This window comes from Leisingera sp. ANG-DT (assembly GCF_000813785.1).
Classification (GTDB): domain Bacteria; phylum Pseudomonadota; class Alphaproteobacteria; order Rhodobacterales; family Rhodobacteraceae; genus Leisingera.
Genome location: NZ_JWLE01000005.1, coordinates 440,567 through 464,088 on the forward strand (window position 1 = coordinate 440,567; position 23,522 = coordinate 464,088).

Below are 23,522 nucleotides of genomic sequence, written 5' to 3' on the forward strand. Positions count from 1 at the left end.
TGATTGCAGTAAAAATATGGTGAAATAAAGGAGGAAGCTCAAATTTTAGGCTTCACCGCCTGTTAAATCTCTGGACCGATAGTATCACAAGATCTTCTGATTTTGCCATTTGTGAGGTGCCTTCGGTGCTGCCAGAAAGTTCGATGGACGACGAGGACCAGACAGTGGCCGGATCAATACGCCGTGTGCTGGTTGTAGACGACAGCCGCCTGCAAAGACGCATCCTTGTGGCCTCTCTCAAGAAGTGGGGATTTGAAGTTGTCGAGGCTGACAGCGGCGAGGCAGCAATGGAAATTTGCCAAGCGGACCCCCCCGACCTGATTCTCAGCGATTGGATGATGCCCGGCATGAACGGGCTGGAGTTCTGCCGCGCGTTCCGCGCGCGCGCCACTGAGGACTACGCTTATTTTATCCTGCTGACCTCAAAGAGCGAAAAAAACGAGGTGGCCGAGGGCCTTGATGCTGGCGCTGATGACTTCCTGACTAAACCTGTCAGCTCTGATGAGCTGCGGGCTAGGATTTCAGCGGGTGAGCGCATTTTGCGGATGCAACGGGAACTGTATGAGAAGAACCGTATCGTGTCAGAGACCCTGGGTGAGCTGCAGCGGGTGTACGACGCAATCGACAAGGACTTGATCCAGGCTCGTAAAATCCAGGAATCACTGGTGCCGGAATTGTCCAAGGATTTCGGCTCTTCCACAGTCAGCCTGCTGTTAAAGCCATGCGGACATATTGGCGGGGACCTGGTTGGGATGTTTTCCCCCGGTGTGAACCGAATCGGCTTCTATTCTATTGACGTGTCCGGCCATGGCATCACCTCTGCAATGATGACGGCGCGGTTGGGTGGTTACCTGTCGTCAAACTACTTCGACCAGAACGTAGGGATGGAGAAACGGTTCAATCGCTTCTATGCATTGCGCCAGCCAGAGGAAGTTGCCAGCCTGCTGAATGCCCGGTTGATTGCTGATACGGGGATCGAAGAGTATTTCACCATGGCCTATTGCATTGCGGATCTGCGCAGTGGTGTCGTCAAGATGGTGCAGGCAGGCCACCCGCATCCGCTGTTATTGCGAAAGAACGGCGAGCTGGAGTTCATCGGCAAAGGCGGTGTCCCAGTAGGCTTGGTCCCGGACATCGGCTACAGCCAGGAAGAGTTCACAATGGAGCGGGGCGATCGCCTGCTGCTGTTTTCTGACGGGTTTACCGAAGCACGGCTGGAGAACGGGGCAATGCTGGAGCCTGAAGGCTTGCTCGACTTGGTTCAGAAATGCGGACCGCAGCAGAACGGCAAGGAGTTCCTTGACGATCTTTACTGGCACTTGACCCAGATGATGAGCAAGGAGCATGGGCTGGAGGATGACGTTTCCGCCACCCTGTTCGAATACCAAGGCCCCTAAACAAGCTTTTATTCTGTCCGATGTGTCCTGGCCTTTGCCGGGATTGTTTGCGTTTTGCAGAATAGGCTGATCTGACTACATGCGGGCCGCCAGTTGGGAGGCAAAATGGCGGTCGCCGGCGTTGCCCAGGCAGACGGCCGCCTCTGCAGGAGCCATCCAAAGCGCTTCATGCCCTTGTTCTGCCGGCGGACCGAGCCTGCGAAGGGGGCGGGCCACATAGATGTGGCACAGCTTTTCTGCCCACAGATCGTATTCCGGCATATAGGCAAACCGCCGGAAAGCACCCAACTTGCGCGGGGGGGAGATCTTCCAGCCGGTTTCCTCGTACACCTCGCGGTGCAGGGCAGGGATTGGTGATTCGCCGGGATCAATACCGCCACCCGGAAGCTGCAGATCGGGGTGCGGATCATACTGGCAAGTAACCAGCAGCTTTCCGTCTCGTGGCAGCAGAGCATAGACCCCGGGACGTATCCGGTAATTCCGGCCCTTCTGAGGTGTGTCGCCAAAACGTCTGATCACAGGCCGGCCTCTTCACTCTTGTGTCGTTTCTCCTATATAGCCCCGGTATGCCAATCCCCGGCGCGTAAGGAAACCCCATGACACTTGGTTCTAAAATCGCGTGGGACGACACCGTCCTGCCTTTCCAGCTTGATGCATCCGACATGCGCGGCCGTGTGGCGCGGCTGGATGGCGTGCTGGATGGTATTCTGAAACAGCATGACTACCCGCCGGTTGTCGAGGCGCTGGTTGCCGAGATGGCGTTGCTGACAGCACTGATCGGGCAAACAATCTCTCTGCGCTGGAAGCTGTCGCTGCAGGTGCAGTCCAAGGGTGCGGTGCGGATGATTGCAACCGATTACTATGCGCCTCAAAAGGAAGGTGAGATCGGCCAGATCCGTGCTTATGCGAGCTTTGACCGCGACCGCCTTACCGACAGCAACCCCTTTGACCAAGTGGGCGAAGGCTATTTTGCCATTCTGATTGACCAGGGCAATGGCACCCAGCCCTACCAAGGGATCACACCGCTGTCCGGCGAATCGCTGAGCGCCTGTGCAGAGGCCTATTTCGCGCAGTCCGAACAATTGCCGACCATGTTCAAACTGAGCTTTGGAAAGTCGGCGGAACCGGGCGTTGCCGAGCATTGGCGTGCGGGAGGTGTGATGCTGCAGAGCATGCCCAAGGCTTCTCCATTTGCGGCGCAAGGCGAAGGTTCCGGCGAAGTCCTGCAGGCCAGCGACCTAGTGTCCGGGGACGAGGAAGAGAACTGGAACCGGGCCACCACACTGCTGAGCACGGTGGAAGAGCTCGAACTGATCGGCCCGTCTGTCACCCCTACCGATCTGCTGATCCGATTGTTTCACGAGGAACAACCGCGGGTCTATGACACCCAGCCTGTGCGCTTTGGCTGCACCTGTTCCGAGGACCGGGTACGTCAAAGCCTGTCGATCTACTCTGCCAAGGACATCGAGAAGATGACCACGGATGATGGCCGTGTGACTGCAGACTGCCAATTCTGCGGAGCGCACTACGATCTGGACCCGTTGAGTGTGGGTTTCGACGCGGAAAACCCGCCCAGTGAGTGACCCTGCCCAGGATCTGACGGACAGGATTGCCGTCGCCCTGAACCGTGAGGGCGGCGGCTCCTCCGATTTTGACCTGAACCCTGGCACTGTGCTGCCGGAGGGGCGCAAGCTGCGCCCGGCTGGTGTGCTGGTTCCGGTTTCCATTGCTTCGGGCGCTCCGCGGCTGATCCTGACCAAACGGTCCTCGGCGCTGAAGCATCATCCGGGGCAGATCGCCTTTCCTGGCGGCAAAGTGGATCCGGGCGACAAGGACGCCTGTGCGGCGGCGCTGCGCGAGGCGTGGGAAGAGATAGGCTTACCGCAGGACGTGCCCCGGATCATCGGCTGCCTGCCGGAGCATGAAACCGTAACTGGCTTCTCCGTGACACCAGTTGTAGCGCTGATCCGTGACCGTTTTGACGAATGTCCCGAGGCGGGCGAGGTGGCAGAGGTGTTTTCAGTTCCTCTGGCGCATGTTTTGGAACCGCAAAACTACATCATCGAATCCCGCCGTTGGCGCGGCACGCGCCGCCGGTACTATACCGTGCCCTATGGTCCCTATTACATTTGGGGCGCTACCGCCCGTATGTTGCGCGGGCTCGCGGCACGGATGGAGGGAGAATGCGGCTAGATCAGCCATGGCTGGAGGACCCGGCTACGCAGGCGGTTTGCGAAGCTGTTTCGGCAGACGGTGCGGAGGTATTGTTTGTTGGCGGCTGCGTGCGCAATGCCTTGCTGGGTGAACCGGTTTCTGATCTGGACATTGCCACCGATTCGCAGCCGGAGCAGGTGATGGAGCTGGCTGCTCGTGCCGGGATCAAGGCAGTGCCGACCGGGATCGACCATGGCACAGTGACATTGGTAAAGAACGGCATCCCGCATGAAATCACCACTTTCCGCAAGGATGTGGCGACCGATGGCCGCCGGGCAGTGGTGGCATTTTCCACCGATATTGCCGAGGATGCCCGCCGCCGCGATTTCACAATGAACGCGATTTATGCGCGCCCGGATGGTGAAGTCGTCGACCCTCTAGGCGGGCTGACGGATATCGCTGGGCGCCGGGTGCGTTTTATCGGCACCGCGGAAAACCGTATCCGGGAGGATTACTTGCGCAGCCTGCGCTACTTCCGCTTTCACGCCTGGTATGGCGATCATGCCTTGGGCTTCGATCCGGACGCGCTAGCGGCGATTGCAGCCAACTTGGACGGACTGGGTTCGCTGTCTAAGGAGCGGGTTGGGGCGGAACTGCTGAAGCTGCTGGCGGCTCCCGATCCTGCTCCTTCGGTTGCGGCGATGCGGCAGGCAGGCGTGCTGGCGCAGGTTCTGCCTGGCGCCGATGACCGTGCGCTGGCGCCGCTGATTCACCTGGAAGCCGGAAGGGCGGCCTCGGGCATCCGGCGCCTTGCCGCGCTGGGCGGCGATGGCTTGCAGGAGACCCTTCGGCTGAGCAAGGCTCAGGCCTCGCATCTGGTGGCAATCCGTGCGGCAGCGGCTGGAACTGCCGGGGCAGGGGAACTGGGATTCAGGCTGGGTGCAGAAATGGCGCTGGACGCATTGCTGTTGCGTGCTGCGCTGCTGGAACAGCCGCTTTCATCCAATTTAGAGACTGATATCGCGCAAGGCGTGGACGCGGAGTTTCCAGTTAAGGCCCGGGATCTGCTGCCGGAACTGAAGGGGCCGGCACTGGGAAAAGCGTTGAAAAAACTGCAAGCGGATTGGATTGCGTCGGGGTTCTCCCTCAGCCGAGAGGAACTGCTGAATTCCTTCCGCTGACAAGGGATGTCAGCAGCGTCACAACCTTGGGGGGTGACAAAACCGCAAATCTTGCGTACGCATGAGGCAGCCACCACATGACGGAGGAATGCTGATGTATTACGGGATCTGGTTTCTTTAACGCCTGAGACCTTGCCCCGTTTGACGTGGGAGCCTTGGGCGACCCGCAGTCTGCATCTGTTTTCCGATTTGCTCGAACACCTGGAGCACCCGCATGTTTCGCTATTTTGAAAATCTCATTGACCCCTATTGCGCCTACCCGGAAGTCAACACGCCACCGACACGGCTGTGGCCTTTCTTGCGCGACTATTCCAAGCCATTCAAAACCATCTTTGTCCTGACTGCGCTGATGTCGGTTGTGGTCGCAGGGATTGAGGTCGGGCTGATCTACTACATGGGCCGGATTGTCGACCTGATGTCGGGCACGCCGGCCGAAGTGTGGGAAGAGCATGGCACTGAACTTATCCTGGTTGCCTTGTTCATACTGCTGCTGCGGCCGCTGATCCAGCTGCTGGATGTCGCGCTGCTGAACAACGCGATTCTGCCGAATTTTGGCACTCTGATCCGCTGGCGGGCGCACAAGCATGTTTTGCGCCAGTCGGTCGGCTGGTTCGAGAACGATTTTGCCGGGAGGATTGCCAACCGGATCATGCAGACCCCGCCTGCCGCGGGGGAGGTGATCTTTCAGGTATTTGACGCAATCACGTTTTCGCTGGCCTATCTCGTAGGCGCGGCAGTTCTGCTGTGGGTCGCGGATATACGGCTGATGCTGCCGCTGGCGCTTTGGTTCGCCCTCTACGCAGTTTTGGTACTGTGGACGGTCAAGCGGGTCGGGCCGGCCAGTCAAGCGTCTTCCGACGCACGCTCGACCGTGACAGGGCGGGTGGTCGACAGCTATTCCAACATCCACTCGGTCAAGATGTTTGCCCATCACAACCGCGAACTGACCTATGCCCGCGATGCGATTGAGAACACCCGCAAGACGTTCCAGACGGAGATGCGGATATTCACCATCATGGACGCCACGCTGGTTACGCTGAACGGGCTGCTGATTGTCGGAGTGGTGGGCTGGGCCGTGATGCTGTGGATGCAAGGCTCTGCTTCGGTTGGGCTGGTTGCTGCAGCGACGGCGCTGACACTGCGCCTGAATGCGATGACCGGCTGGATCATGTGGGCGCTGACGTCCTTTTTCCGGCAGCTGGGTGTTGTGGCTGAGGGAATGGAGACCATTGCGCAGCCGATCGACCTGGTGGATGCGGCCAATGCGGAGCCGCTGCAGCTGGTAAAGGGGGAGATAGAGTTGCGCAACCTCTCGCACCACTACGGGCGTGAGGCTGGCGGGCTGGACAGGATCAGCCTGGTCATTCAGCCGGGGGAGAAGGTAGGCCTGATCGGGCGTTCCGGCGCCGGGAAATCAACCCTGGTCAAACTGCTCTTGCGGTTCTACGACGCCGAAAGTGGACAGATTCTGATCGACGGTCAGGACATCCGCTGTGTGACACAGGACAGCTTGCGCAGCCATATCGGCATGGTGCAGCAGGACAGCTCTCTGATGCACCGCTCGGTTCGGGACAACCTGCTGTACGGACGTCCGGAGGCCACTGAGGAGCAGATGATAGCTGCTGCCAAACAGGCGCAGGCGCATGAGTTCATTCTGGATCTGGAGGACCCGCAGGGGCGCAAGGGGTATGAGGCCCACGTGGGCGAGCGTGGCGTCAAACTGTCCGGTGGGCAGCGTCAGCGGGTGACACTGGCCCGGGTGATCCTGAAGGACGCGCCGATCCTGGTTCTGGATGAGGCGACCTCAGCACTGGATTCAGAGGTTGAAGCGGCGATTCAGGAGACACTGTATGGCATGATGCAGGGCAAAACGGTGATCGCCATCGCACACCGGCTGTCCACCATCGCGCAGATGGACCGTATCCTGGTGATGGATCAGGGCCGTATAGTTGAAGAAGGGTCTCATGAGGCGCTATTGCAGGCGCAGGGGCTTTATGCACAGCTTTGGGCGCGCCAGTCCGGCGGCTTCCTGAACATCGAGGCAGCAGAATGACCATAGGCAACCTGATCGACGCCTTCCGCCCGGCAGACGGTCCGCCACCGCAGCGGCTGGGAGCTTTCTTGCGCTGGTGCCTGGCCGGCGCTTGGCCGATGCTGCTGCTGGCTGCGGCCTTTTCAGCACTGGCAGGCGGGATGGAGGCGGGCACCGCCTTTATCCTGGGCATGGTCATCGACACCGCCATCGCCAGCGGGCCGGAACAGTTCTTTTCGGCTGGTAATGTGGCAGTGATCGCATTGGCGCTGGGCTTTTTCCTGCTTGTGCGTCCGGTGCTGTTCGGCCTGTCCGCAGCCTCCAACGCCATTGTGGTGCAGCCGAACGTGAACCCGCTGGTTCTGTCGCGGCTGAATCGATGGACATTGGGCCAGTCGGTGCGGTTCTTTGACGATGATTTTGCAGGCCGGATAGCGCAGAAACAGATGCAAACGGCAAATGCCGTGACCTCCGTGACCACTGAGGTGATCAATGTTGTGGCCTTTGCGCTGGCCTCTCTTGCGGGCTCTTTGGCCTTGTTAGGGTCTATTGATTGGCGCATCACTGGGGTGTTTCTGATTTGGCTGGTGGGATACTTCGCATTGATCCGCTGGTTCCTGCCAAGAATCCGCAAGAGGTCAGGAAAGCGGGCCGGGGCGCGGGCGATGGTAACCGGCCAGGTCGTCGATTCGATCACCAACATCAAGACGGTGAAGCTGTTTGCCCATGCTGACCATGAGGAACGGACTGCACAGGATGCAATGGTCGAGTTTCGTGAAAAATCGCTGCACTTCGGCTATCTCTCTGCCAGCTTCCGGTTCTTTCTGATGTGCCTTGCAGGCATTCTGCCGGTGCTGCTGATCGGAGCAACCTTGCACCTGTGGCAGTCGGGGAACGCGACCGAGGGCGACATTGTGGCTGCGGGTGCGGTTTCGATACGGATTGCACAGATGACTGGCTGGGTGAGCTTCACGCTGATGGCGATCTACTCCAACATTGGAGAGATCGAAAACGGCATGAAGACTTTGTCCGTCCGCGACAGGGTGGAAGATGCGCCCGGAGCCAAACCGCTGGAAGTGCGAGAGGGCGGGATTGTTTTTGATCAGGTGGAATTCGCCTATGGCCGCGATGTGGGCGGGGTGCAGGGGATCAGCCTGCACATTCATCCGGGGGAGAAACTAGGCATTGTCGGGGCTTCCGGTGCTGGGAAGTCGACACTCGTTTCGCTTCTTCTCAGGCTCTATGAGGAAGAAAACGGGCGTATTTTTGTCGACGGGCAAGAGATCTCGGAGGTTACCCAAAATTCCTTGCGCAGTCAGATCGGCATGGTCACGCAGGAGACTGCAATGTTCAACCGGTCTGCGCGTGAAAATATCCTGTATGGGCGGCCGGATGCGTCTGAGGAAGATCTGATTGCCGCGGCCAAGAAGGCTGAAGCGCATGAGTTCATCACGGAACTGGAAGATGGTCAGGGCCGTACGGGCTATGATGCATATCTTGGCGAACGCGGGGTGAAACTCTCTGGCGGGCAGCGGCAGCGGATTGCCCTGGCCCGCGCCATCCTCAAGGACGCACCGATCCTGGTTCTGGATGAGGCGACCTCGGCCCTGGATTCCGAGGTTGAAGTTTCAATACAGGCTGCGCTGCACCGGGTCATGGAGGGCAAGACGGTTCTGGCCATTGCGCACCGGTTGTCAACGCTGAGCGAAATGGACCGGATTGTCGTGATGGACAAGGGTCGGATCGCCGAAAGCGGCAGCCATCAAGAGTTGCTGGCCAAGGGTGGTCTTTATGCCTCGTTCTGGGCGCACCAGTCCGGCGGGTTTATCTGCACCGATGATGAGCGGACAGCGGCAGCTGAATAAACTTCCCAGCGCATTTTGCTTTTGCTGGCTGGATTGCCGGGGTAATGAGCGCGCATGACTGACACAGCCAGAACCAAAGCAACGATCAGCCGGCTGGGCCATCAGGGTGATGGTGTGGCCGATGGTCCATTGTTTGCCCCTCGGACACTGCCGGGCGAGGTAGTCAGCGGTATTGCCAATGGCAGCCGTTTGACACATATCCGCATCGAAACGCCTTCCGAACACCGTGTGCAACCGCCCTGCCGACATTACAAGGCCTGCGGCGGATGCCAGCTGCAGCACGCCAGCGATGCGTTTGTGGCAGAGTGGAAAACGGATGTGGTGCGCAATGCACTGTCAGCACAAGGTCTGGAGACGGATTTCCGGCCTATACACACATCACCGCCCAGATCCCGCCGTCGAGCCACCTTGTCGGTACGGCGGACCAAAAAAGGGGCGATGGCCGGTTTTTATGGCCAGGCATCAGACGTGATCACGGAAATTCCGGATTGCCAGCTGCTGGAGCCTGAATTGCTGGCCGCCATTCCTGTAGCAGAAGCATTGGCACTTGCAGGAGCCAGCCGCAAGACGCCGCTGGCTGTGACAGTTACTACGTCTGATGCGGGACTCGACATGCTGGTTCGCAATGGCAAGCCGCTGGATGGCCCACTGCGGATCGGACTGGCGCAGCTGGCTGAAAAGCACCGGATTGCGCGACTGACCTGGGATGACGAGCCGGTGGCGATGGAGCAGCCGCCCGTGCAGCCCTTTGGCCCGGCACTGGTCTGCCCGCCGCCGGGCGCATTCCTGCAGGCAACGCGTGAAGGGGAAGCTGCTTTGCTGGCAGCGGTTCTGGAAATCATCAAGGACGCCAAGCGGGTTGTGGACCTGTTTGCCGGCTGCGGGACCTTCTCTCTCCCGATTGCGCAAACGGCAGAAGTTCATGCGGTTGAGGGCGAGCGGGATATGGTAAAGGCCTTGGATGCGGGCTGGCGGGCGGGGAAAGGGCTGAAGAAAATCAGTACTGAAGCTCGCGACCTGTTTCGTAATCCCTTGCTGCCAGAGGACCTCAACCCCTTTGGTGCCGTATTTGACGCCGCGGTGATTGATCCGCCTCGAGCCGGTGCCGAAGCGCAGGTAGCGCAACTGACTAAGGCGCGCACGCCGTTGATTGCTTATGTATCCTGCAATCCGGTTAGCTTTGCCCGTGATGCCAAGACACTGGTTTCAGCAGGCTACGATTTGAACTGGGTTCAAGTTGTTGACCAGTTTCGCTGGTCAGCCCATACCGAGCTGGCCGCAAGGTTTACCCTGAAAGACTGAAATGACGGATATTCAAGTGATGACACCGACCCGACGCATGGAAGCCATTCTGGACAGCAGCCGCTTTGGCCGCTTCATAACCGCTGTCATTTTGGTCAATGCCGTTACTCTTGGGTTGGAAACCGCTCCGTCGGTTATGGAAAAGGCTGGCGGGCTGATTCATCTGATTGACAAAGTTTGCCTGACAATCTTTGTCGTTGAAATTCTGGCAAAGCTTTTGGTGCGCCGGCTGCGGTTCTTCCTGAGCGGATGGAATGTGTTTGACTTCGCAATTGTCGGCATTGCGTTGGCGCCAGGTACACAAGGCCTGTCGGTACTGCGGGCTTTACGTATCCTGCGTGTGCTGAGGGTGATCTCCGTCGCGCCGCGGCTGCGCCGAGTGGTCGAAGGGTTCATCACCGCCCTGCCGGGGATGGGCTCGGTCTTTTTGCTGATGGCGATCATCTTCTATATCGGCTCAGTTATTGCGACCAAGCTGTTCGGCCAGGACTTCCCGGAATGGTTCGGGAACCTTGGCCTCAGCGCCTACTCGCTGTTCCAGATCATGACACTTGAAAGCTGGTCCATGGGCATTGTGCGTCCGGTTATGGAAGTGCATCCGCATGCCTGGGCATTCTTTGTGCCTTTCATCATGGTGACGACCTTTGCCGTGGTGAACCTGTTGGTTGGCCTGATCGTGAACTCTATGCAGGATGCCCACGGCGAAGAAGAAGGTGAGCGCACAGATGCTTACCGGGACGAGGTGCTGAGCCGGCTGGAAGCGATCGAGCAAAAACTGTCCAGTCAGACGGTCCAGGACAGGAAATTGTGAATTTCCTTAACAGCAATTTCGCGCTAAAGCCTGAATAGAGGCAAAAGAAAAATACAGGCTGGGACAATGAACAGAAGGGCATTTGGCATTGGTGCCGCCGCAAGCCTTGCGCTGGCTGGCTGCAGCACCACAGGCGGAGCAGTAAGCAGATTCAAGACTTATAACGGTCCACAAGTCACATCGATCGTGATCAATAAAGGTGCGCGCAAGCTGTACTTGATGAACAACGACGAAATCCTGCGGGAATATAAGGTCGATTTGGGTTTTGCACCGCTTGGGCCGAAGCAGTTTGAGGGTGATGGCAAGACGCCGGAAGGCACTTATTTGATCAACCGGCGCAACCCGAACAGCCGGTACCATCTGTCGGTTGGCATCTCATATCCCAACAACCAAGACCGCGCTCATGCGCAGGCCAATGGCAAGCGGCCTGGCGGAGAGATATTCATCCATGGGCAGCCGAACAACCCGAAGGAACGCAAGCGAGCGGCCAGGGTTGACGACTGGACTGCTGGCTGCATCGCTGTAACCAATGAAGAAATCGAAGAGATTTACGCGATGGTACAGGATGGCACCACTATCGCACTGCGGCCCTGATCGGAGCCAATGATGAGAAGTGAAGGTCCGCTGCGGTTGCGCCGGACCTTTCCCTTTCGTGCAGTTTTCAAGCGAAACGCTGCGCTAAAGCACGGCGTAGTGGCTTAGTTCGCCATAACCAATGTCCACCAGATCTTGCCGTTCGGCTCCTGGAACCAAGAAAAGCCCATGTTCACGGCCTTGGGATCCAGTATCACTGCACGAGTGGCCGGTCTTTCCAGCCAGGCAGTCAGGGTCTGCTGCTCATTCTCGTAGGTTTCGGATATGTTTTCACCCAGCAGTGTGCCCGTGTAGCCAGCACGGGCAACCCGGTCCAGCGGCGACGATCCGTCTGAACCGAAATGCCAAGGACGGTTCTGCACCGACATGTCACGGGAATGGGTGGCTGCGGCGGCAGTCAGTTCAGCGTTCAGTTGCACGTTTTGAGCGCCTGAAGCCTGGCGCAGTGCATTCACCGAGTCGAGCATCCGCAGTTGCACTTTGTCCGCATTCCTGATGCGGTAGGATCCGCCGGATTCCGATGACGGGGTACAGGCGGCTGCCACCGTGAGAATTGCAGCTGCCATCAGCAGAAAAACGCGATTCATAATGCTCTCTCGCTCCATCAGTTGCTGAAGCATGTATCCTTCCTGTGGCAGCTGTGCAAACGGGCCGGCAGAATTATGCAGACTAAGCTTCCGGATTGATTTGCGACTGCGGCTTTCCGGCCATAAAATGCTTCAATCTTGGATCCTCAATGCGCAAGTTGGTAGAAGTGATGCCCCGAAAACCTTTTGAAATATTCAGCCGAAGGCAGTTTCTTGCTGGCAGTGCTGCTTTGATATCCTCCTCCGCGCTTGCGCAGGAGGCTGGCGATACCGCGGAGCAGGCATTTGATCCCCTGCGCCCGCCGCCAGAGCCAGAGCCGCCGGTTCAGCGCAATATCTCAGCTTTCCGTGCTAAATCCTGGCGGCCCTATTTTGATAACCTGCGCAATGGGGCGATACTTGTCGATATAGACAGCCGTGCGCTGCACTATTGGTCACCAGATGAAGGCACCTACAAGCTGTTCCCGTCTTCCGTGCCGCTGTCAGACGATCTGACCCGCCGCGGCCGCACGCAGGTTGTGCGCAAGGTGGAGGGGCCTAGCTGGGCACCAACACCCAATATGCGCAAGCGCAACCCGGAATGGCCGGCCTATATTCCACCGGGGCCGGATAACCCGCTGGGCACTCATGCTTTGTACCTGGGCTGGAAGTACTACCGGATCCACGGAACCCACGATACGCGCAAAATCGGACGCAAATCGTCGAACGGATGCATTGGCCTTTACAATGAGCATATCGCCGAACTGTTCGGCTTGGCGAAAGTCGGCACTCAGGTGTTGCTAATTTGACGACACGCAGCGGGGCGCTAAGCTGTTAACTATAACAAGCAATTGCAATCCCGCGTTTTTGCTGGTTAGAAAAAAATACGAGGTAAGTCTTGGGTGCGCGGTTCAGATGTTTGATCCGCGCAAATTCTGGAGGTTAACATGAAAAAACTCGTTATCGCTGCTGCGCTGACCGCTGCTGCTTCCACTGCCACCGCTGGCAACCTGTCCGAGCCGGTTGTTGAACCGCCGGTCATCGTGGAAGAAGCTCAGGGTTCTTCCAGCGGCATCCTGCTGCCGCTGCTGCTGCTGGTTCTGGTCGGCGCAGCTGTTGCATCGAGCTAATTTCGATACACAGTTACAGAAAAGGCGGTGGGGCAACCCGCCGCCTTTTTTCGTTGCCCGAAGGAATTGCCGGAGGGACTGTCAGACCGCTTCCACCTCCTGCAAAATGTTATCCAAGATTTTGACGATCATGTCTGTATCGTCAGAATCAATAGTCATTGGCGGCCGGATCTTCAGAGTATTGTCCTTGGGGCCTTCACTGCCGATAAGGATGCGGTGATCCCGCATCCGGTTTTTAACGTAGGAGCAGATCTCTGTGGCTTGTGAGCCATCCAGATTGATAAGTTCCAGCCCAAGAAACAACCCCATACCACGGACGTCACCTACGCAGGCATATTTCTGTTCCAGTTCCTTCAGGCCTTCAAACAGCCGCTTGCCTTGGATACGGGCGTTTTCCTGAAGTCCCTCGTCATCAACGATATCCAGAACTTCTTTGCCAATCCGGCAAGAGAGTGTGGAACCGCCAAAAGTAGAGAAAAACTCGATCCCGTTGTCGAAGCTTTCGGCAACTTCTTTTGTGGTGACAAGCACGCCCAAGGGATGGCCGTTGCCGATTGGTTTGCCCAACACAACGATATCAGGCAGGGCACCTTGATGTTCAAACCCGAAGTAGAAGTCGCCGAGTCTGCCCAATCCGGTTTGCACCTCATCGGCAATGCAGACACCGCCTGCAGCGCGAATCTTCTGATAAACCGCACCCAAATACCCCTTGGGAGGAATGATTTGGCCACCGACTGACGGAAAGGTCTCTGCGATGAAGCCGGCAACGCCGTGCCCTCTCTCCTGGAGGCGTGCGATCGCTGGATCTATGAGGCCGGCGTATTTTTTCGCCCGGTCCAGGTCATCCCGGCGGAAGGAGCCGCGGTAGTCATCGGCAACTTCAACAAGTTCTACCCAGTCTGCCTGACCGGTTCCCCCGGGTTTGTTGAATTTGTAGGCTGAAATGCTGATCGCACCGGTGGTGTTGCCATGATAGCCGTGATCCGGCGTCACCATACCCTTGGCGCCGGTATGCGCGCGGGCCAAGCGCAGGGCTAGCTCGTTCGCCTCTGTCCCGGAGTTTACGAAGAAACAGACCTCGAATTGATCCGGCAGCTTGGACAGAACTTTTTTGGCAAAGGCCGTCTGGGCGGGGTGCAGATAGCGTGTGTTTGAGTTCATCCGCTTCAACTGGTCGGCGGCAACTGCCTGGATGCGGGGATGGGCGTGGCCTACATGCGGCACGTTGTTGTAAGCATCCAGATACGGTCGCCCCCATTCGTCAAACAGATGGTGCTTCCAGCCGCGCACTAGCATGACGGGGTCTTTGTATGTCAGGCTCAGGTTGCCGCCGAAATGTGAGCGGCGTTCTGATAGAACTTCTTCCTTGCTGGTAGGCTGAAAAAGAACCTTTTCTTCCGGCAGATTAAGCAGCGCAGCCGGGTTCGGGCAAAGCGCGCGCCACAGGTACATTTCGTCCGGATCACCGACACCGGGCCAGTCGGCTTCGATTCCTTCAGTGGTCAAGGCCAGTTGGAAATGGACATGCGGCGCCCAGCCGCCGTTTTGGCTGGGGTCGCCAAGGCGGCAAAATTCTTCACCTTTCTCGACGACATCGCCAGATTTCAAACGAGTCAAGAATTCGGGGTCCAGATGGCCATAAAGGGTATAGAACGAATCGCCGTCGGGCGTTTCATGCCTCAGGATGATCACCCCACCATAATCCAGATGCCCCTTGCGGTACTCAGCAACAAACACTGTGCCGCGTAACGGCGCGAACATCGCCTTGCCTGCCGGAGCAAAAGCGTCCACCGCCAGATGCACCGTCCGGCGGTTGCTGGCTTTCCACGGACCTTTGCGGAAGGCTGGGTCCGTATAAATAAGCCGCGGCTCGTGGTAGTAGCCTAGCCAGATGCGTCCATTATCCTCAAACTCTTCGCCGACCTTGGCGGCCTCTTCGAAGGGCAAGTGGAAAGGGTTTTGCGGCCAGGTAGACTCTTCAACTGACAGCGTCCCCATCGGCGCATCTGCCAAGTCTTCCCCCATCAGCGGGGCGAAACTTCCGTTTTCCTGCTTGAGCCAGGCCACCACACGGTCCGCACCCTCAACCACCGGCAGGCCGCAGGCAGCGCGCAGCCGGGCATTCAGCAACCCGCCATGTAGCGTATTGCTCTCCAGAAACCGCCAGGCTGGCGCTTGGGAAACTGTCACATAAGGATCATCCGGGTTTTCCGCGGCCATGAGAGTGGAGTTCACCACGCTTACCGCCAGCCGCATCCGAAGCAGCTTCCAGACCATGTCGACCTCGGCGGTGGTCAGCGGATAGGCCTCGTGGTAACCCGCGACCAGTGACGCAAGAGCGGCCTCCGGTGCCGGGTGATCCAATACGATGTAGGCCGCGGCAATTGCCAGATCGCAGATGCGCGGCGCCGCGCACATGTCGCCAAGGTCGATCAGGCCGGATACCCGCCGCGGTTCGTTCAATTCGCCTGCTACCATGATGTTGTAGTCATTGGCGTCATTGTGGATGGCTTGCTTGGATAACTCTGCCAAAGCAGGCTCTAACTTTGAAAATTCTGCGGATATTTCTTCAAGAATTGCATGGCGCGCGGGGTCTTTGATGCAGGAGAGCTGAGCTGTAATCCAGCCGGCGCGCATCAGGTCCCACTTGAAGTTGCGTTCCAAGCCTTCATGGTGGAAGTCCGTCAAAGCTTTTGCAGTGCCGCCCAGCGTCTGGCCGATTTCATGGATCAGCATATCGCTTTTGGGCTCCGCCTTGGCATAGCAGCGCCCCGGCAACTTGTTCAGCAGCCAGACCAGCCGGTTCTGCCCATCTTCATCCGGAAGGGTTAGCAGGGATCGCCGGGAAAGAGAGGCAATGACCCGCGGGCAGGGCAGGTCTGGCTGGCATTCCTGGATATGCTCAAGCGCCTTCACTTGCATATCAACCAGCCATTCTTCGCAGCCGGGGCGCATGGCCTTGAGGATATAGCCTTGGCCATCCTGCCCCGTGGCCAGGAAGTTCAGGTCGTATTCCCCGTCCAGGCGGGTCAGTTCCGCCTCAATGCCCCAGTGCTCCCGGAGGGCTTTGGCCCAATGCGCAAGCGTCATCCAATATCTCCCAGTTTTCCGGTTGGGCCGGAAATTGAATATTGGATACTTTTTGGACTGAGGCGGACGGTTAGTCCAGCCAGCCTTTCAGGTTTTCCTCAATCACATCTGCCAGTGCCGCAACGTGATCGTCATCGTCATTGAGGCAGGGGATATAGAGGAAGTCTTGCCCGCCAGCGTGCTCAAAGCTCTCGCGGATCTCTTCGTTGATTTCTTCCAGTGTCTCGATGCAGTCCGCAGAGAAGGCCGGTGCAATTACTGCGATGCTCTTCTTGCCTTCCTTGGCAAGCGTGGCGACGTGGTCCACTGTGTAGGGTTTAAGCCATTCCTCGGGTCCGAAAACGGACTGGAAAGTGCTGGTGATTTGGGTGTCGTCCCACCCAAGCCGCTCCTTCAGCAACCGAGTCGTTTTCTGGCACTGGCAGTGATACGGGTCCCCCTGCATCAGATACCGCTTTGGCATCCCGTGATAGGAAACTACCAGAATATCCGGGCGTTTCCCGGCTTTGGCATATGCTTCTTCCACCGAGCGCGCCAAAGCATCGATATAGGCGGGCTGATCGAAATAGGGAGCGATCGTGCGCGCGGCAGGCTGCCAAGGTTCCTCCATCAAAGCACGGAAAAACTGATCGTTTGCGGTGCCGGAGGTCGCGCCAGCATATTGCGGATAGAGCGGGACAAACAGGATCTTCTGACAGCCTGCCTCAACCATCTGCCGCACCTTGGACTTGGTGGAGGGATTGCCGTAGCGCATGCAGAAATCGACCATAACCTGATCGCCGTAACGCGCCTTCATCACCTCCGCCATCTTGGTGGTCTGGTCCTTGGTGATGGTCATCAGAGGGCTTTCGCCCGTGTCGTGATTCCAGATCGATTTATAGGCCGCACCGGAAGAGAACGGACGTTTGGTCAGGATGATTAGCTGCAAAAGCGGCTGCCATTTCCATGACGGATAGTCGATGACCCGCTTGTCAGACAGGAACTCACTCAGATACCGGCGCATTGGCCAGTAGGAGTAATCATCCGGAGTGCCGAGGTTGGCCAGCAGGATGCCGACTTTTTCTGCCGGGATCCTGGGGTGATCGGCTGGGGCGTGGGCAGGGCATTTGGCGGTCCGGGCGGCGTCCAGCATGGGCAGGTCCTGTGCGGCTGAGATTTTTGTTGGCGGATAACTACTGTGTTTACGCGCGGAAGGCCAATTGGATCACATTGGCGCAGCAATAGCTTTGTCCAATCAAGGCTAGAGCTTTGATTCAGGCACCTTGAGCGCGTCGGCCAGACGCATCTGGGCTGAACCAGGGCGCAGGGGTTTCTGCTGGTTGTCCGATGGCGACCAGCCGGTCAGGCAGACAAGTTCGAACGTCGCGGGCAGGCGGCCTTCGGCGTTGGCGAAATGCTCCCGGTAGATGTGATCGGCGAGGTGGAAGAGGCCGCGCGGAGGAGTACGTTTCAAGCGTTGGGCGAGCGTGTTGGTCTCTCCCATACCGCGCAGGTCGTGGACCAGGTGGGTCAGGTCGCGGTATTCGGCTGTCAGCGGCACCAAATCAGCAACCGGCAGGGCGAAACCCGCACGTTGCAGCAGGCCGCCCAGATCGCGGATCTCGCCCATCGGCGCAATGCGTGGCGAAAGACCGCCCAGAACAACGGTCTCGGCTTCGGCCATAGCAACACGCAGTTCGTGCAGGGTCTGCCCGCCCAGCAGGATGACCAGAAGCAGCCCGTCTTCCTTCAAAGCGCGGCGGCATTGGATTAGTTGCCCGACAGGATCATTGGACCAATGAAGGCACATGGCGTGGATCACCACATCATGCGTGCCTTCCTTCAGGTCGAGGACATCCTCGTCTGCAACGACCTTTGCTTGTGGATGAAAACCTTCCCAGACTTCGGGGAAAGGGCAAACCACTGCCGGTGCTGTAAAGGTTCTGTTAACCAAGCCCAGGCGATCCTCAGCTTCGTCCCGTGCCATCTGGTGCAGGAACAGGGCGTCCGGCCGCCGTCGTGATCGGCGGGCGTTCAGGGCGCGGCGGTCGAAAAGCTGCATGGGTGCTTGTGTCATGGGTGCTATTTAGATGCTGCCGGCTTGGATTCAAACTGCTGTTTCGCTGATTTATCCGTCCCAGTGCCTGGGTTGCGGCGGGCTGGTTGGCAGTGACTTCGGGCTGTGTGCAAATTGCTGGGCAGATATGTATTTCATCAGTGGAACGGTTTGTGAAGGCTGCGGCGCTCCGCTGCCAGGCGAAGCGGACGGGTTCCGCCTGGAGTGCGACAGTTGCCTGCGCCATCCGCGGCCCTGGAGCCAAGGGCGGTCTGCTTTGCTCTATGAGGGGCAGGGACGCAAACTGGTGTTAGCCCTAAAACATGGTGACCGCACGGAAATTGCCGTTCCGGCTGCTAACTGGCTGCAACGGGCGGCAGAACCTTTGCTGGAGGGGGATCCATTGATTTGCCCGGTGCCACTGCATTGGACCCGGCTGCTGAAGCGAAAGTACAACCAATCCGCCCTGCTGGCTGATGCATTGGCGCGCAGAAAGAACTTGCATCACTGTCCTGATTTGTTGCGGCGCATCCGGCGTACACCTGCACTGGAGGGGAAAACCCGGGACCAGCGTTACCGGCTCTTGGGATCAGCCGTGGGTGTACCGCAAGACCGGAAAGAAAGGGTCAAAGGACGGATTGTGCTGATTGTAGACGATGTGATGACCTCTGGAGCCACTCTCAGCGCGTGCAGCGATGCCTGTTTGCAGGCGGGGGCGGCAGAGGTGCGGGTGGCGGTGCTGGCCCGGGTCACGCAAGCGTGAGGCCATGGGTTGGCCACTGGCAATTGTTGCAATGAATGCCCAATTCCTCCACAACCTTCGAAACCTGAACATGGGGTCCTGAATGAAACCGGTTGAAATCTACACCTCTCCGCTCTGCGGCTTCTGCCATGCGGCCAAGCGGCTGCTGAACCAGAAAGGTGTTACCTTTTCGGAAATCAATGTGCTGGCGCAGCCGGGACGCAAGGCAGAGATGATCCAGCGTGCCAATGGCGGCCGCACCGTGCCGCAGATCTTTATCGGCGACACGCACGTCGGCGGTTGTGACGACCTTTATGCTCTTGAGCAAGCGGGTAAACTTGACCCGTTGCTGGCGGCTTAAAACCGGAGAAATTATATGCGCGCTGCTCTGCTTCAGATGACATCTACTGATATTCCGGCTGAAAATCTGGAAACGGTGAAGGCATTGATGGCGGAAGCTGTGCGCGGCGGGGCGGGCTTTGTACTGACGCCAGAAGTTACTAACTGCCTGTCAGGCAGCCGGACGCATCAGAATGGTGTGCTGTGCCACGAGGAGGATGATCCAACTCTGGCGGCCTTGCAGGAAGAAGCGGCTAGGCATGGCGTGTGGTTGCTGCTCGGATCGCTGGGAATCAAGACACATGACGATGACGGCCGTTTTGCCAACCGCCAGTTCCTGATTTCGCCGGAGGGCGAAATCAAGGGGCGTTACGATAAGATTCACATGTTCGATGTGGAGGTCACCCCAGAAGAAACGTATCGCGAGTCAGATGGATACCGTCCTGGAACCAAGGCAGTGGTGGCGGAAACGCCTTTTGCCAAAATTGGCATGACCATCTGTTATGATGTGCGCTTCCCGCATCTGCATCGCGCTTTGGCCAAGGGAGGAGCACAGATTGTCACTGCTCCCGCCGCCTTTTCCTATGTGACTGGAGCTGCGCATTGGCATTCTCTGTTGCGCGCCCGTGCCATAGAAACCGGCTGTTTTGTGTTGGCGCCCGCACAAACCGGCAAGCACCCGGCCTCCAGGGGGCCGAGCCGCAAGACCTTTGGCCATTCACTGGCAGTTGCTCCATGGGGTGAAATTCTGGCGGATGCAGGTCAGGAACCAGGCGTGACTTACGTTGATCTCGACATGGAAAAAGTGGCAGAAGCGCGCAAGCGTGTGCCTTCTTTAACTCATGACCGGGAGTTCGACGGACCCTGATGGACGAAACCCATTCCCTGGCAGTATCGCTGTTCAGCGAAATTTTGATGGCTGACCAGCTGGCCCGGTCACGCCTCAGCAAAGTGCTGCCCAAGGGGATGGAGCTGTCGCATTTCTCTGTGTTGAACCATCTGGCCCGAGCCGGGCTGGAACGGTCGCCTGCACAGCTGGCCAAAGCGTTTCACGTGACACGCGGCGCAATGACCAACACCTTGAACAAGCTGGAAGTGGCAGGCTATATCCACGTCCGCCCCGACTGGGATGACGCGCGGCGAAAGATGGTTGCTATCAGCCCAGCAGGAAAACAAGCCCGGGATGCAGCCCTGGCGGGTATCATTCCTGTGATTTCGGAAGTGGTGGGGGAGCTGGGCAGCGACCGGGTCCGCGCCACGCTGCCAATTCTGCGTGAGCTTCGCGGTAAACTGGAAGAGAGCGGCTGAGCGAAATAGCCGTCCTCCTAAACATTTTGACCTTAAAGTAAAAAGAAAGACGCCCGCTAGCAGGCGCCTTTCCTCCCCATCAGTCCCCATCAGTCCGTGAGTGGCGGTTCCGGTAACCTTTGGGCGGACCCACCATCATTGCAGTGGCAAGCATTCACTCGATTCAGGAGCTTGCACCCCTGTAGCGAAGCGAAATATTCCAATTCCGCAATCTGACGATAACAAGCAGTGGATAAGCGAAAAAGTGCGCATAGGGATTACCACCTATCCTTTCGGATAGATGGCAGTATCAACGGAAATTCAGGCTGATTCTTCAATCAGGCTTTACGCTGGCGGTTACATAGTTCACCGACAAGTCCCGCTCAGAAATTGACCAATTCCAGGTTATTGGGTTGAATACGAACCCCTTGCGGTCTACCGGCTTCAGCCCGGCCTTGTGCAACAATTCGAACAGTTCGTCGGGAGTGATGAATTTGGACCATTCATGGGTGCCGCGCGGCAGCCAGCGCATGATTACTTCGGCTCCGACAATTGCCATGGCGAAACTCTTGGGGTTTCGGTTGATGGTCGAGCAGATTTCCAAACCGCCAGGTTTCAGAAGTTTCTGCGTGGCGGTCAGGTAGCTGAGCGGATCGGCAACATGCTCGACAACTTCCATATTCAGTACCACGTCGAATTGCTCGCCGGCTTCGGCTAGCGCTTCGGCGGTGGTGTGGAGGTAATCGATTTCCAGTCCGGATTGCTCTGCATGAATGCGGGCGACTGGCAGGTTGCCTTCAGCGGCATCTGCGCCAACCACTTTCGCTCCCAGCCTTGCCATGGGTTCGCTCAGCAGCCCGCCACCGCAGCCAATGTCCAATAGCCGCAGCCCTTCGAAAGGGCGCTGTGACGTCAGGTCGCGGCCAAACTCGCCGGCGATCTGGCTGGTTATGTAGTCGAGTCTGCACGGGTTCAGCATATGCAGTGGCTTGAACTTGCCGTTCGGATCCCACCACTCTGCCGCCATCGCCTCGAATTTGGCGATTTCCGCAGGGTCGACCGTGGATTGAGGCGCTTGCATTCCTGTCTCCGTGTGCTCTTTTGTAGTGTGACGTTTCACTAAGGTCAGTAATGGATAGATACCCGGATCAAAAGCGCGCTGTGCATTATCTTTACCCGCCGGTTGAGCCTTTTGACCAGCGTATGATCGACGCAGGCCAGGGCCACCGCATCTATGCGGAACAAAGCGGCAATCCGAATGGAATTCCGGTGATCGTTTGTCATGGCGGGCCCGGCGGGGGCAGCAGCCCGGCGATGCGGCGCTATTTTGATCCGCATGTCTTTCGAATCATCCTGTTCGACCAGCGCGGATGCGGCCGCTCGCGCCCCTATGCTTCCTGCGAGAACAACACCACATGGCATCTAGTTGCCGATATGGAGTTGATTCGAACCCAGCTGGGAATTGACGCTTGGATCCTGTTCGGCGGCAGTTGGGGGGCAACCCTTGCGCTGATCTATGCCCAGACCCATCCGGACCGGGTGCAGCAAGTCATCCTGCGCGGTGTCTTTCTGATGACCAAGGCGGAGCTGGACTGGTTCTATGGCGGCGGAGCGGGAAAATTCTGGCCAGAGACCTGGGCTAAGTTTGTCTCGCTGATTCCGGACGCAGAGCGCGGCGACATGATTGCGGCATACAAAAAGCGCTTATTCTCGGGCAATCTGGAGGAAGAAGTGCGCTATGGCCGGGCCTGGTCCGCTTGGGAGAACGCCTTGGCCTCCGTCCATTCAAACGGTCAGTGCGGTGAAAGCCCCGGCGATTATGCGCGCGCGTTTGCCCGGCTGGAAAACCACTATTTCAGCAACGGCGGTTTCCTTGACTACGACGGCCAAATTCTCGCCAGCATGGGGCGGATTTCACATATTCCCGGTGTGATCGTACAGGGACGTTATGACATGATCTGCCCGCCGTCCTCCGCCTGGCGCCTGAACGAGCTGTGGCCAAATGCGGAGTTGAAGATGGTGCGCAATGCCGGCCATGCTCTGTCCGAGCCGGGAATCAGCGCAGAACTGGTCCGGGCGATGGACCGGATTGCAGGAGAGCTTGTGCCATGACGCGCATCGACCGCCGCGCGCTGTTCACCTCTGGTGCTGCTGCTGCCTTGCTGGCGGCGGCTGGCGGTTCGGTTCATGCGTCACCCAAGGCTGGCGGCGTGCTGCGCCTGGCGGTTCCGCGTGAGGGCGGCATGCTGGAGCAGGCCGCCCGCGGCGCGGTCTATGAAACGCTGACTGAAATCGCGCCTGACGGGCTCCTGCGCGGCGAGCTTGCAACCAGCTGGCAATCCGCGCCGGATGCACGCGCCTGGACCCTTGATCTGCGAGAAGATGTCACTTTCCACGATGGCATACAGTTGACAGCGGAAGATGCCGCGGCCTCGCTTGATGCGCTGGGCGTAACCGGTGCAGACCTACGGGCTGTTACCGCGTTAGGCGGTCATCAATTGCTGCTGGAACTGGCACAGCCCAATCCGCATCTGCCATATTTGCTGGCCAGTGCTGATCACTATATAGCTCCGGGCGGAGAAATGCCTGCCGCGCTTGATGAAGCGGTTGGAACCGGCTGCTACCGCGTTGAACGTGCTCAAGAAGACCGCCACTTCCGCGCGTCCAAAGTGGCAGGGCATTATAAAGGCAGCACAGCGGGCTGGGCAGACACGGTGGAAATCATCGTGATTCCGGATGCTTTGGTCCGTGCTGAGGCTCTGCGCGACGGTTATGTCGATGTGGCGGCCCTGCCGGAACCGCGCGGCCTGCTGAAGCGCGGTGAGTTTCTGTATCATCCGTCCTCCAAAGACATGGCTTTGGCGGCACGACACGATGTCGGTATTCCACGAAAGGTGGGCCAGCGCGCACCACTGGACGATGGCCGCATTGCAGAACGGTGGTGGCGGCTGTAAGGCCACCGGGAGGCTCTGCACAACACAAGCCTTGCAGTTTTCC

23 protein-coding genes are annotated in these 23,522 nt (G+C 58.2%); 17 read left to right on the top strand and 6 right to left on the bottom strand.

Annotated features, from left to right (window positions below):
- Positions 1 to 143 precede the first annotated feature (143 nt).
- Complete coding sequence (locus tag RA21_RS07415) at positions 144 to 1,397, top strand: PP2C family protein-serine/threonine phosphatase (RefSeq protein WP_152610507.1); 1,254 nt, start codon at positions 144 to 146, stop codon at positions 1,395 to 1,397.
- Between the two features lie 75 nt (positions 1,398 to 1,472).
- On the opposite strand, the gene RA21_RS07420 is transcribed toward RA21_RS07415, so the two are convergent.
- Entirely contained in the window at positions 1,473 to 1,916 is a 444-nt protein-coding gene (locus RA21_RS07420; RefSeq protein WP_039147583.1) for an NUDIX hydrolase, read from the bottom strand.
- 77 nt (positions 1,917 to 1,993) lie between these two features.
- Here RA21_RS07420 and hslO point away from each other — a divergent pair, with 77 nt between their 5' ends.
- The 8 genes from hslO (at position 1,994) to RA21_RS07460 (ending at position 11,336) form a co-directional block, all read left to right on the top strand.
- Positions 1,994 to 2,980, top strand: a complete 987-nt coding sequence (hslO, locus tag RA21_RS07425; protein ID WP_039147585.1) for an Hsp33 family molecular chaperone HslO — start codon at positions 1,994 to 1,996, stop codon at positions 2,978 to 2,980.
- Entirely contained in the window at positions 2,973 to 3,590 is a 618-nt protein-coding gene (locus RA21_RS07430) for a CoA pyrophosphatase (RefSeq protein WP_019295288.1), read from the top strand. The genes hslO and RA21_RS07430 overlap by 8 nt, the downstream gene beginning before the upstream one ends.
- Complete coding sequence (locus RA21_RS07435) at positions 3,581 to 4,732, top strand: CCA tRNA nucleotidyltransferase (RefSeq protein ID WP_039147587.1); 1,152 nt, start codon at positions 3,581 to 3,583, stop codon at positions 4,730 to 4,732. Before RA21_RS07430 ends, RA21_RS07435 begins: the two co-directional genes overlap by 10 nt.
- A gap of 214 nt (positions 4,733 to 4,946) precedes the next feature.
- Complete coding sequence (locus RA21_RS07440) at positions 4,947 to 6,785, top strand: ABC transporter ATP-binding protein (protein ID WP_039147589.1); 1,839 nt, start codon at positions 4,947 to 4,949, stop codon at positions 6,783 to 6,785.
- Entirely contained in the window at positions 6,782 to 8,629 is a 1,848-nt protein-coding gene (locus tag RA21_RS07445; protein WP_039147591.1) for an ABC transporter ATP-binding protein, read from the top strand. The genes RA21_RS07440 and RA21_RS07445 overlap by 4 nt, the downstream gene beginning before the upstream one ends.
- 54 nt (positions 8,630 to 8,683) lie before the next feature.
- Positions 8,684 to 9,931, top strand: coding sequence for a class I SAM-dependent RNA methyltransferase (locus RA21_RS07450; RefSeq protein WP_039147593.1), 1,248 nt, complete (start codon positions 8,684 to 8,686; stop codon positions 9,929 to 9,931).
- A gap of 1 nt (position 9,932) precedes the next feature.
- On the top strand, positions 9,933 to 10,742 hold the full coding sequence (locus RA21_RS07455; protein ID WP_019295283.1) for an ion transporter: 810 nt from the start codon (positions 9,933 to 9,935) through the stop codon (positions 10,740 to 10,742).
- A gap of 66 nt (positions 10,743 to 10,808) precedes the next feature.
- Positions 10,809 to 11,336, top strand: a complete 528-nt coding sequence (locus RA21_RS07460; protein WP_019295282.1) for a L,D-transpeptidase family protein — start codon at positions 10,809 to 10,811, stop codon at positions 11,334 to 11,336.
- Positions 11,337 to 11,440: 104 nt separating this feature from the next.
- Here the strand turns inward: RA21_RS07460 and RA21_RS07465 are convergent, their stop codons facing one another.
- Positions 11,441 to 11,923 (bottom strand): CAP domain-containing protein, encoded by a 483-nt coding sequence (locus RA21_RS07465; RefSeq protein ID WP_029204728.1) that lies wholly within the window; start codon positions 11,921 to 11,923, stop codon positions 11,441 to 11,443.
- A 170-nt stretch (positions 11,924 to 12,093) separates the two neighbouring features.
- Between RA21_RS07465 and RA21_RS07470 the strand changes: the two genes are divergently transcribed.
- Positions 12,094 to 12,711 carry a L,D-transpeptidase gene (locus RA21_RS07470; RefSeq protein ID WP_029204727.1) on the top strand — a complete coding sequence of 206 codons (618 nt, stop codon included), beginning with the start codon at positions 12,094 to 12,096 and terminating at the stop codon, positions 12,709 to 12,711.
- Positions 12,712 to 12,849: 138 nt separating this feature from the next.
- A complete protein-coding gene (locus RA21_RS07475) occupies positions 12,850 to 13,032 on the top strand; it encodes a hypothetical protein (protein ID WP_019295279.1) in 183 nt (60 codons plus the stop codon).
- A gap of 81 nt (positions 13,033 to 13,113) precedes the next feature.
- Here RA21_RS07475 and RA21_RS07480 read toward each other — a convergent pair whose 3' ends face one another.
- The 3 genes from RA21_RS07480 to RA21_RS07490 form a co-directional block, all read right to left on the bottom strand.
- Positions 13,114 to 16,122, bottom strand: a complete 3,009-nt coding sequence (locus RA21_RS07480; protein ID WP_039147594.1) for an aminotransferase class III-fold pyridoxal phosphate-dependent enzyme — start codon at positions 16,120 to 16,122, stop codon at positions 13,114 to 13,116.
- A 70-nt stretch (positions 16,123 to 16,192) separates the two neighbouring features.
- Entirely contained in the window at positions 16,193 to 17,254 is a 1,062-nt protein-coding gene (gene hemH / locus RA21_RS07485) for a ferrochelatase (protein ID WP_039147596.1), read from the bottom strand.
- Positions 17,255 to 17,362: 108 nt separating this feature from the next.
- Complete coding sequence (locus tag RA21_RS07490) at positions 17,363 to 18,178, bottom strand: methyltransferase domain-containing protein (protein WP_019295276.1); 816 nt, start codon at positions 18,176 to 18,178, stop codon at positions 17,363 to 17,365.
- A gap of 13 nt (positions 18,179 to 18,191) precedes the next feature.
- On the opposite strand from RA21_RS07490, the gene RA21_RS07495 reads away from it, so the two are divergent.
- From RA21_RS07495 to RA21_RS07510, 4 genes are all read left to right on the top strand, one after another.
- Positions 18,192 to 18,920, top strand: a complete 729-nt coding sequence (locus RA21_RS07495; RefSeq protein WP_039147599.1) for a ComF family protein — start codon at positions 18,192 to 18,194, stop codon at positions 18,918 to 18,920.
- Positions 18,921 to 19,002: 82 nt separating this feature from the next.
- Positions 19,003 to 19,260 carry a glutaredoxin 3 gene (gene grxC, locus RA21_RS07500; protein ID WP_019295274.1) on the top strand — a complete coding sequence of 86 codons (258 nt, stop codon included), beginning with the start codon at positions 19,003 to 19,005 and terminating at the stop codon, positions 19,258 to 19,260.
- A gap of 15 nt (positions 19,261 to 19,275) precedes the next feature.
- Positions 19,276 to 20,106, top strand: a complete 831-nt coding sequence (locus tag RA21_RS07505) for a carbon-nitrogen hydrolase family protein (RefSeq protein WP_019295273.1) — start codon at positions 19,276 to 19,278, stop codon at positions 20,104 to 20,106.
- Positions 20,106 to 20,546 carry a MarR family winged helix-turn-helix transcriptional regulator gene (locus tag RA21_RS07510; RefSeq protein ID WP_019295272.1) on the top strand — a complete coding sequence of 147 codons (441 nt, stop codon included), beginning with the start codon at positions 20,106 to 20,108 and terminating at the stop codon, positions 20,544 to 20,546. The genes RA21_RS07505 and RA21_RS07510 overlap by 1 nt, the downstream gene beginning before the upstream one ends.
- Before the next feature lie 313 nt (positions 20,547 to 20,859).
- Here RA21_RS07510 and ubiG read toward each other — a convergent pair whose 3' ends face one another.
- On the bottom strand, positions 20,860 to 21,606 hold the full coding sequence (gene ubiG, locus RA21_RS07515) for a bifunctional 2-polyprenyl-6-hydroxyphenol methylase/3-demethylubiquinol 3-O-methyltransferase UbiG (protein ID WP_039147601.1): 747 nt from the start codon (positions 21,604 to 21,606) through the stop codon (positions 20,860 to 20,862).
- A 50-nt stretch (positions 21,607 to 21,656) separates the two neighbouring features.
- Between ubiG and pip the strand changes: the two genes are divergently transcribed.
- Positions 21,657 to 22,637 (top strand): prolyl aminopeptidase, encoded by a 981-nt coding sequence (gene pip / locus RA21_RS07520; protein ID WP_019295270.1) that lies wholly within the window; start codon positions 21,657 to 21,659, stop codon positions 22,635 to 22,637.
- Complete coding sequence (locus RA21_RS07525; protein ID WP_039147603.1) at positions 22,634 to 23,479, top strand: ABC transporter substrate-binding protein; 846 nt, start codon at positions 22,634 to 22,636, stop codon at positions 23,477 to 23,479. Before pip ends, RA21_RS07525 begins: the two co-directional genes overlap by 4 nt.
- Positions 23,480 to 23,522: the final 43 nt, after the last annotated feature.

What these genes read in the sequence shown, in the direction of transcription:
- RA21_RS07415 (WP_152610507.1), top strand. Translation starts at nt 144, where the DNA reads ATGGACGACGAGGACCAGACAGTGGCCGGATCAATACGCCGTGTGCTG.
- hslO (WP_039147585.1), top strand. Translation starts at nt 1,994, where the DNA reads ATGACACTTGGTTCTAAAATCGCGTGGGACGACACCGTCCTGCCTTTC.
- RA21_RS07435 (WP_039147587.1), top strand. Translation starts at nt 3,581, where the DNA reads ATGCGGCTAGATCAGCCATGGCTGGAGGACCCGGCTACGCAGGCGGTT.
- RA21_RS07440 (WP_039147589.1), top strand. Translation starts at nt 4,947, where the DNA reads ATGTTTCGCTATTTTGAAAATCTCATTGACCCCTATTGCGCCTACCCG.
- RA21_RS07445 (WP_039147591.1), top strand. Translation starts at nt 6,782, where the DNA reads ATGACCATAGGCAACCTGATCGACGCCTTCCGCCCGGCAGACGGTCCG.
- RA21_RS07450 (WP_039147593.1), top strand. Translation starts at nt 8,684, where the DNA reads ATGACTGACACAGCCAGAACCAAAGCAACGATCAGCCGGCTGGGCCAT.
- RA21_RS07455 (WP_019295283.1), top strand. Translation starts at nt 9,933, where the DNA reads ATGACGGATATTCAAGTGATGACACCGACCCGACGCATGGAAGCCATT.
- RA21_RS07460 (WP_019295282.1), top strand. Translation starts at nt 10,809, where the DNA reads ATGAACAGAAGGGCATTTGGCATTGGTGCCGCCGCAAGCCTTGCGCTG.
- RA21_RS07465 (WP_029204728.1), bottom strand. Translation starts at nt 11,923, where the DNA reads ATGAATCGCGTTTTTCTGCTGATGGCAGCTGCAATTCTCACGGTGGCA.
- RA21_RS07470 (WP_029204727.1), top strand. Translation starts at nt 12,094, where the DNA reads ATGCCCCGAAAACCTTTTGAAATATTCAGCCGAAGGCAGTTTCTTGCT.
- RA21_RS07475 (WP_019295279.1), top strand. Translation starts at nt 12,850, where the DNA reads ATGAAAAAACTCGTTATCGCTGCTGCGCTGACCGCTGCTGCTTCCACT.
- RA21_RS07480 (WP_039147594.1), bottom strand. Translation starts at nt 16,122, where the DNA reads ATGACGCTTGCGCATTGGGCCAAAGCCCTCCGGGAGCACTGGGGCATT.
- hemH (WP_039147596.1), bottom strand. Translation starts at nt 17,254, where the DNA reads ATGCTGGACGCCGCCCGGACCGCCAAATGCCCTGCCCACGCCCCAGCC.
- RA21_RS07490 (WP_019295276.1), bottom strand. Translation starts at nt 18,178, where the DNA reads ATGACACAAGCACCCATGCAGCTTTTCGACCGCCGCGCCCTGAACGCC.
- RA21_RS07495 (WP_039147599.1), top strand. Translation starts at nt 18,192, where the DNA reads ATGCTGCCGGCTTGGATTCAAACTGCTGTTTCGCTGATTTATCCGTCC.
- grxC (WP_019295274.1), top strand. Translation starts at nt 19,003, where the DNA reads ATGAAACCGGTTGAAATCTACACCTCTCCGCTCTGCGGCTTCTGCCAT.
- RA21_RS07505 (WP_019295273.1), top strand. Translation starts at nt 19,276, where the DNA reads ATGCGCGCTGCTCTGCTTCAGATGACATCTACTGATATTCCGGCTGAA.
- RA21_RS07510 (WP_019295272.1), top strand. Translation starts at nt 20,106, where the DNA reads ATGGACGAAACCCATTCCCTGGCAGTATCGCTGTTCAGCGAAATTTTG.
- ubiG (WP_039147601.1), bottom strand. Translation starts at nt 21,606, where the DNA reads ATGCAAGCGCCTCAATCCACGGTCGACCCTGCGGAAATCGCCAAATTC.
- pip (WP_019295270.1), top strand. Translation starts at nt 21,657, where the DNA reads ATGGATAGATACCCGGATCAAAAGCGCGCTGTGCATTATCTTTACCCG.
- RA21_RS07525 (WP_039147603.1), top strand. Translation starts at nt 22,634, where the DNA reads ATGACGCGCATCGACCGCCGCGCGCTGTTCACCTCTGGTGCTGCTGCT.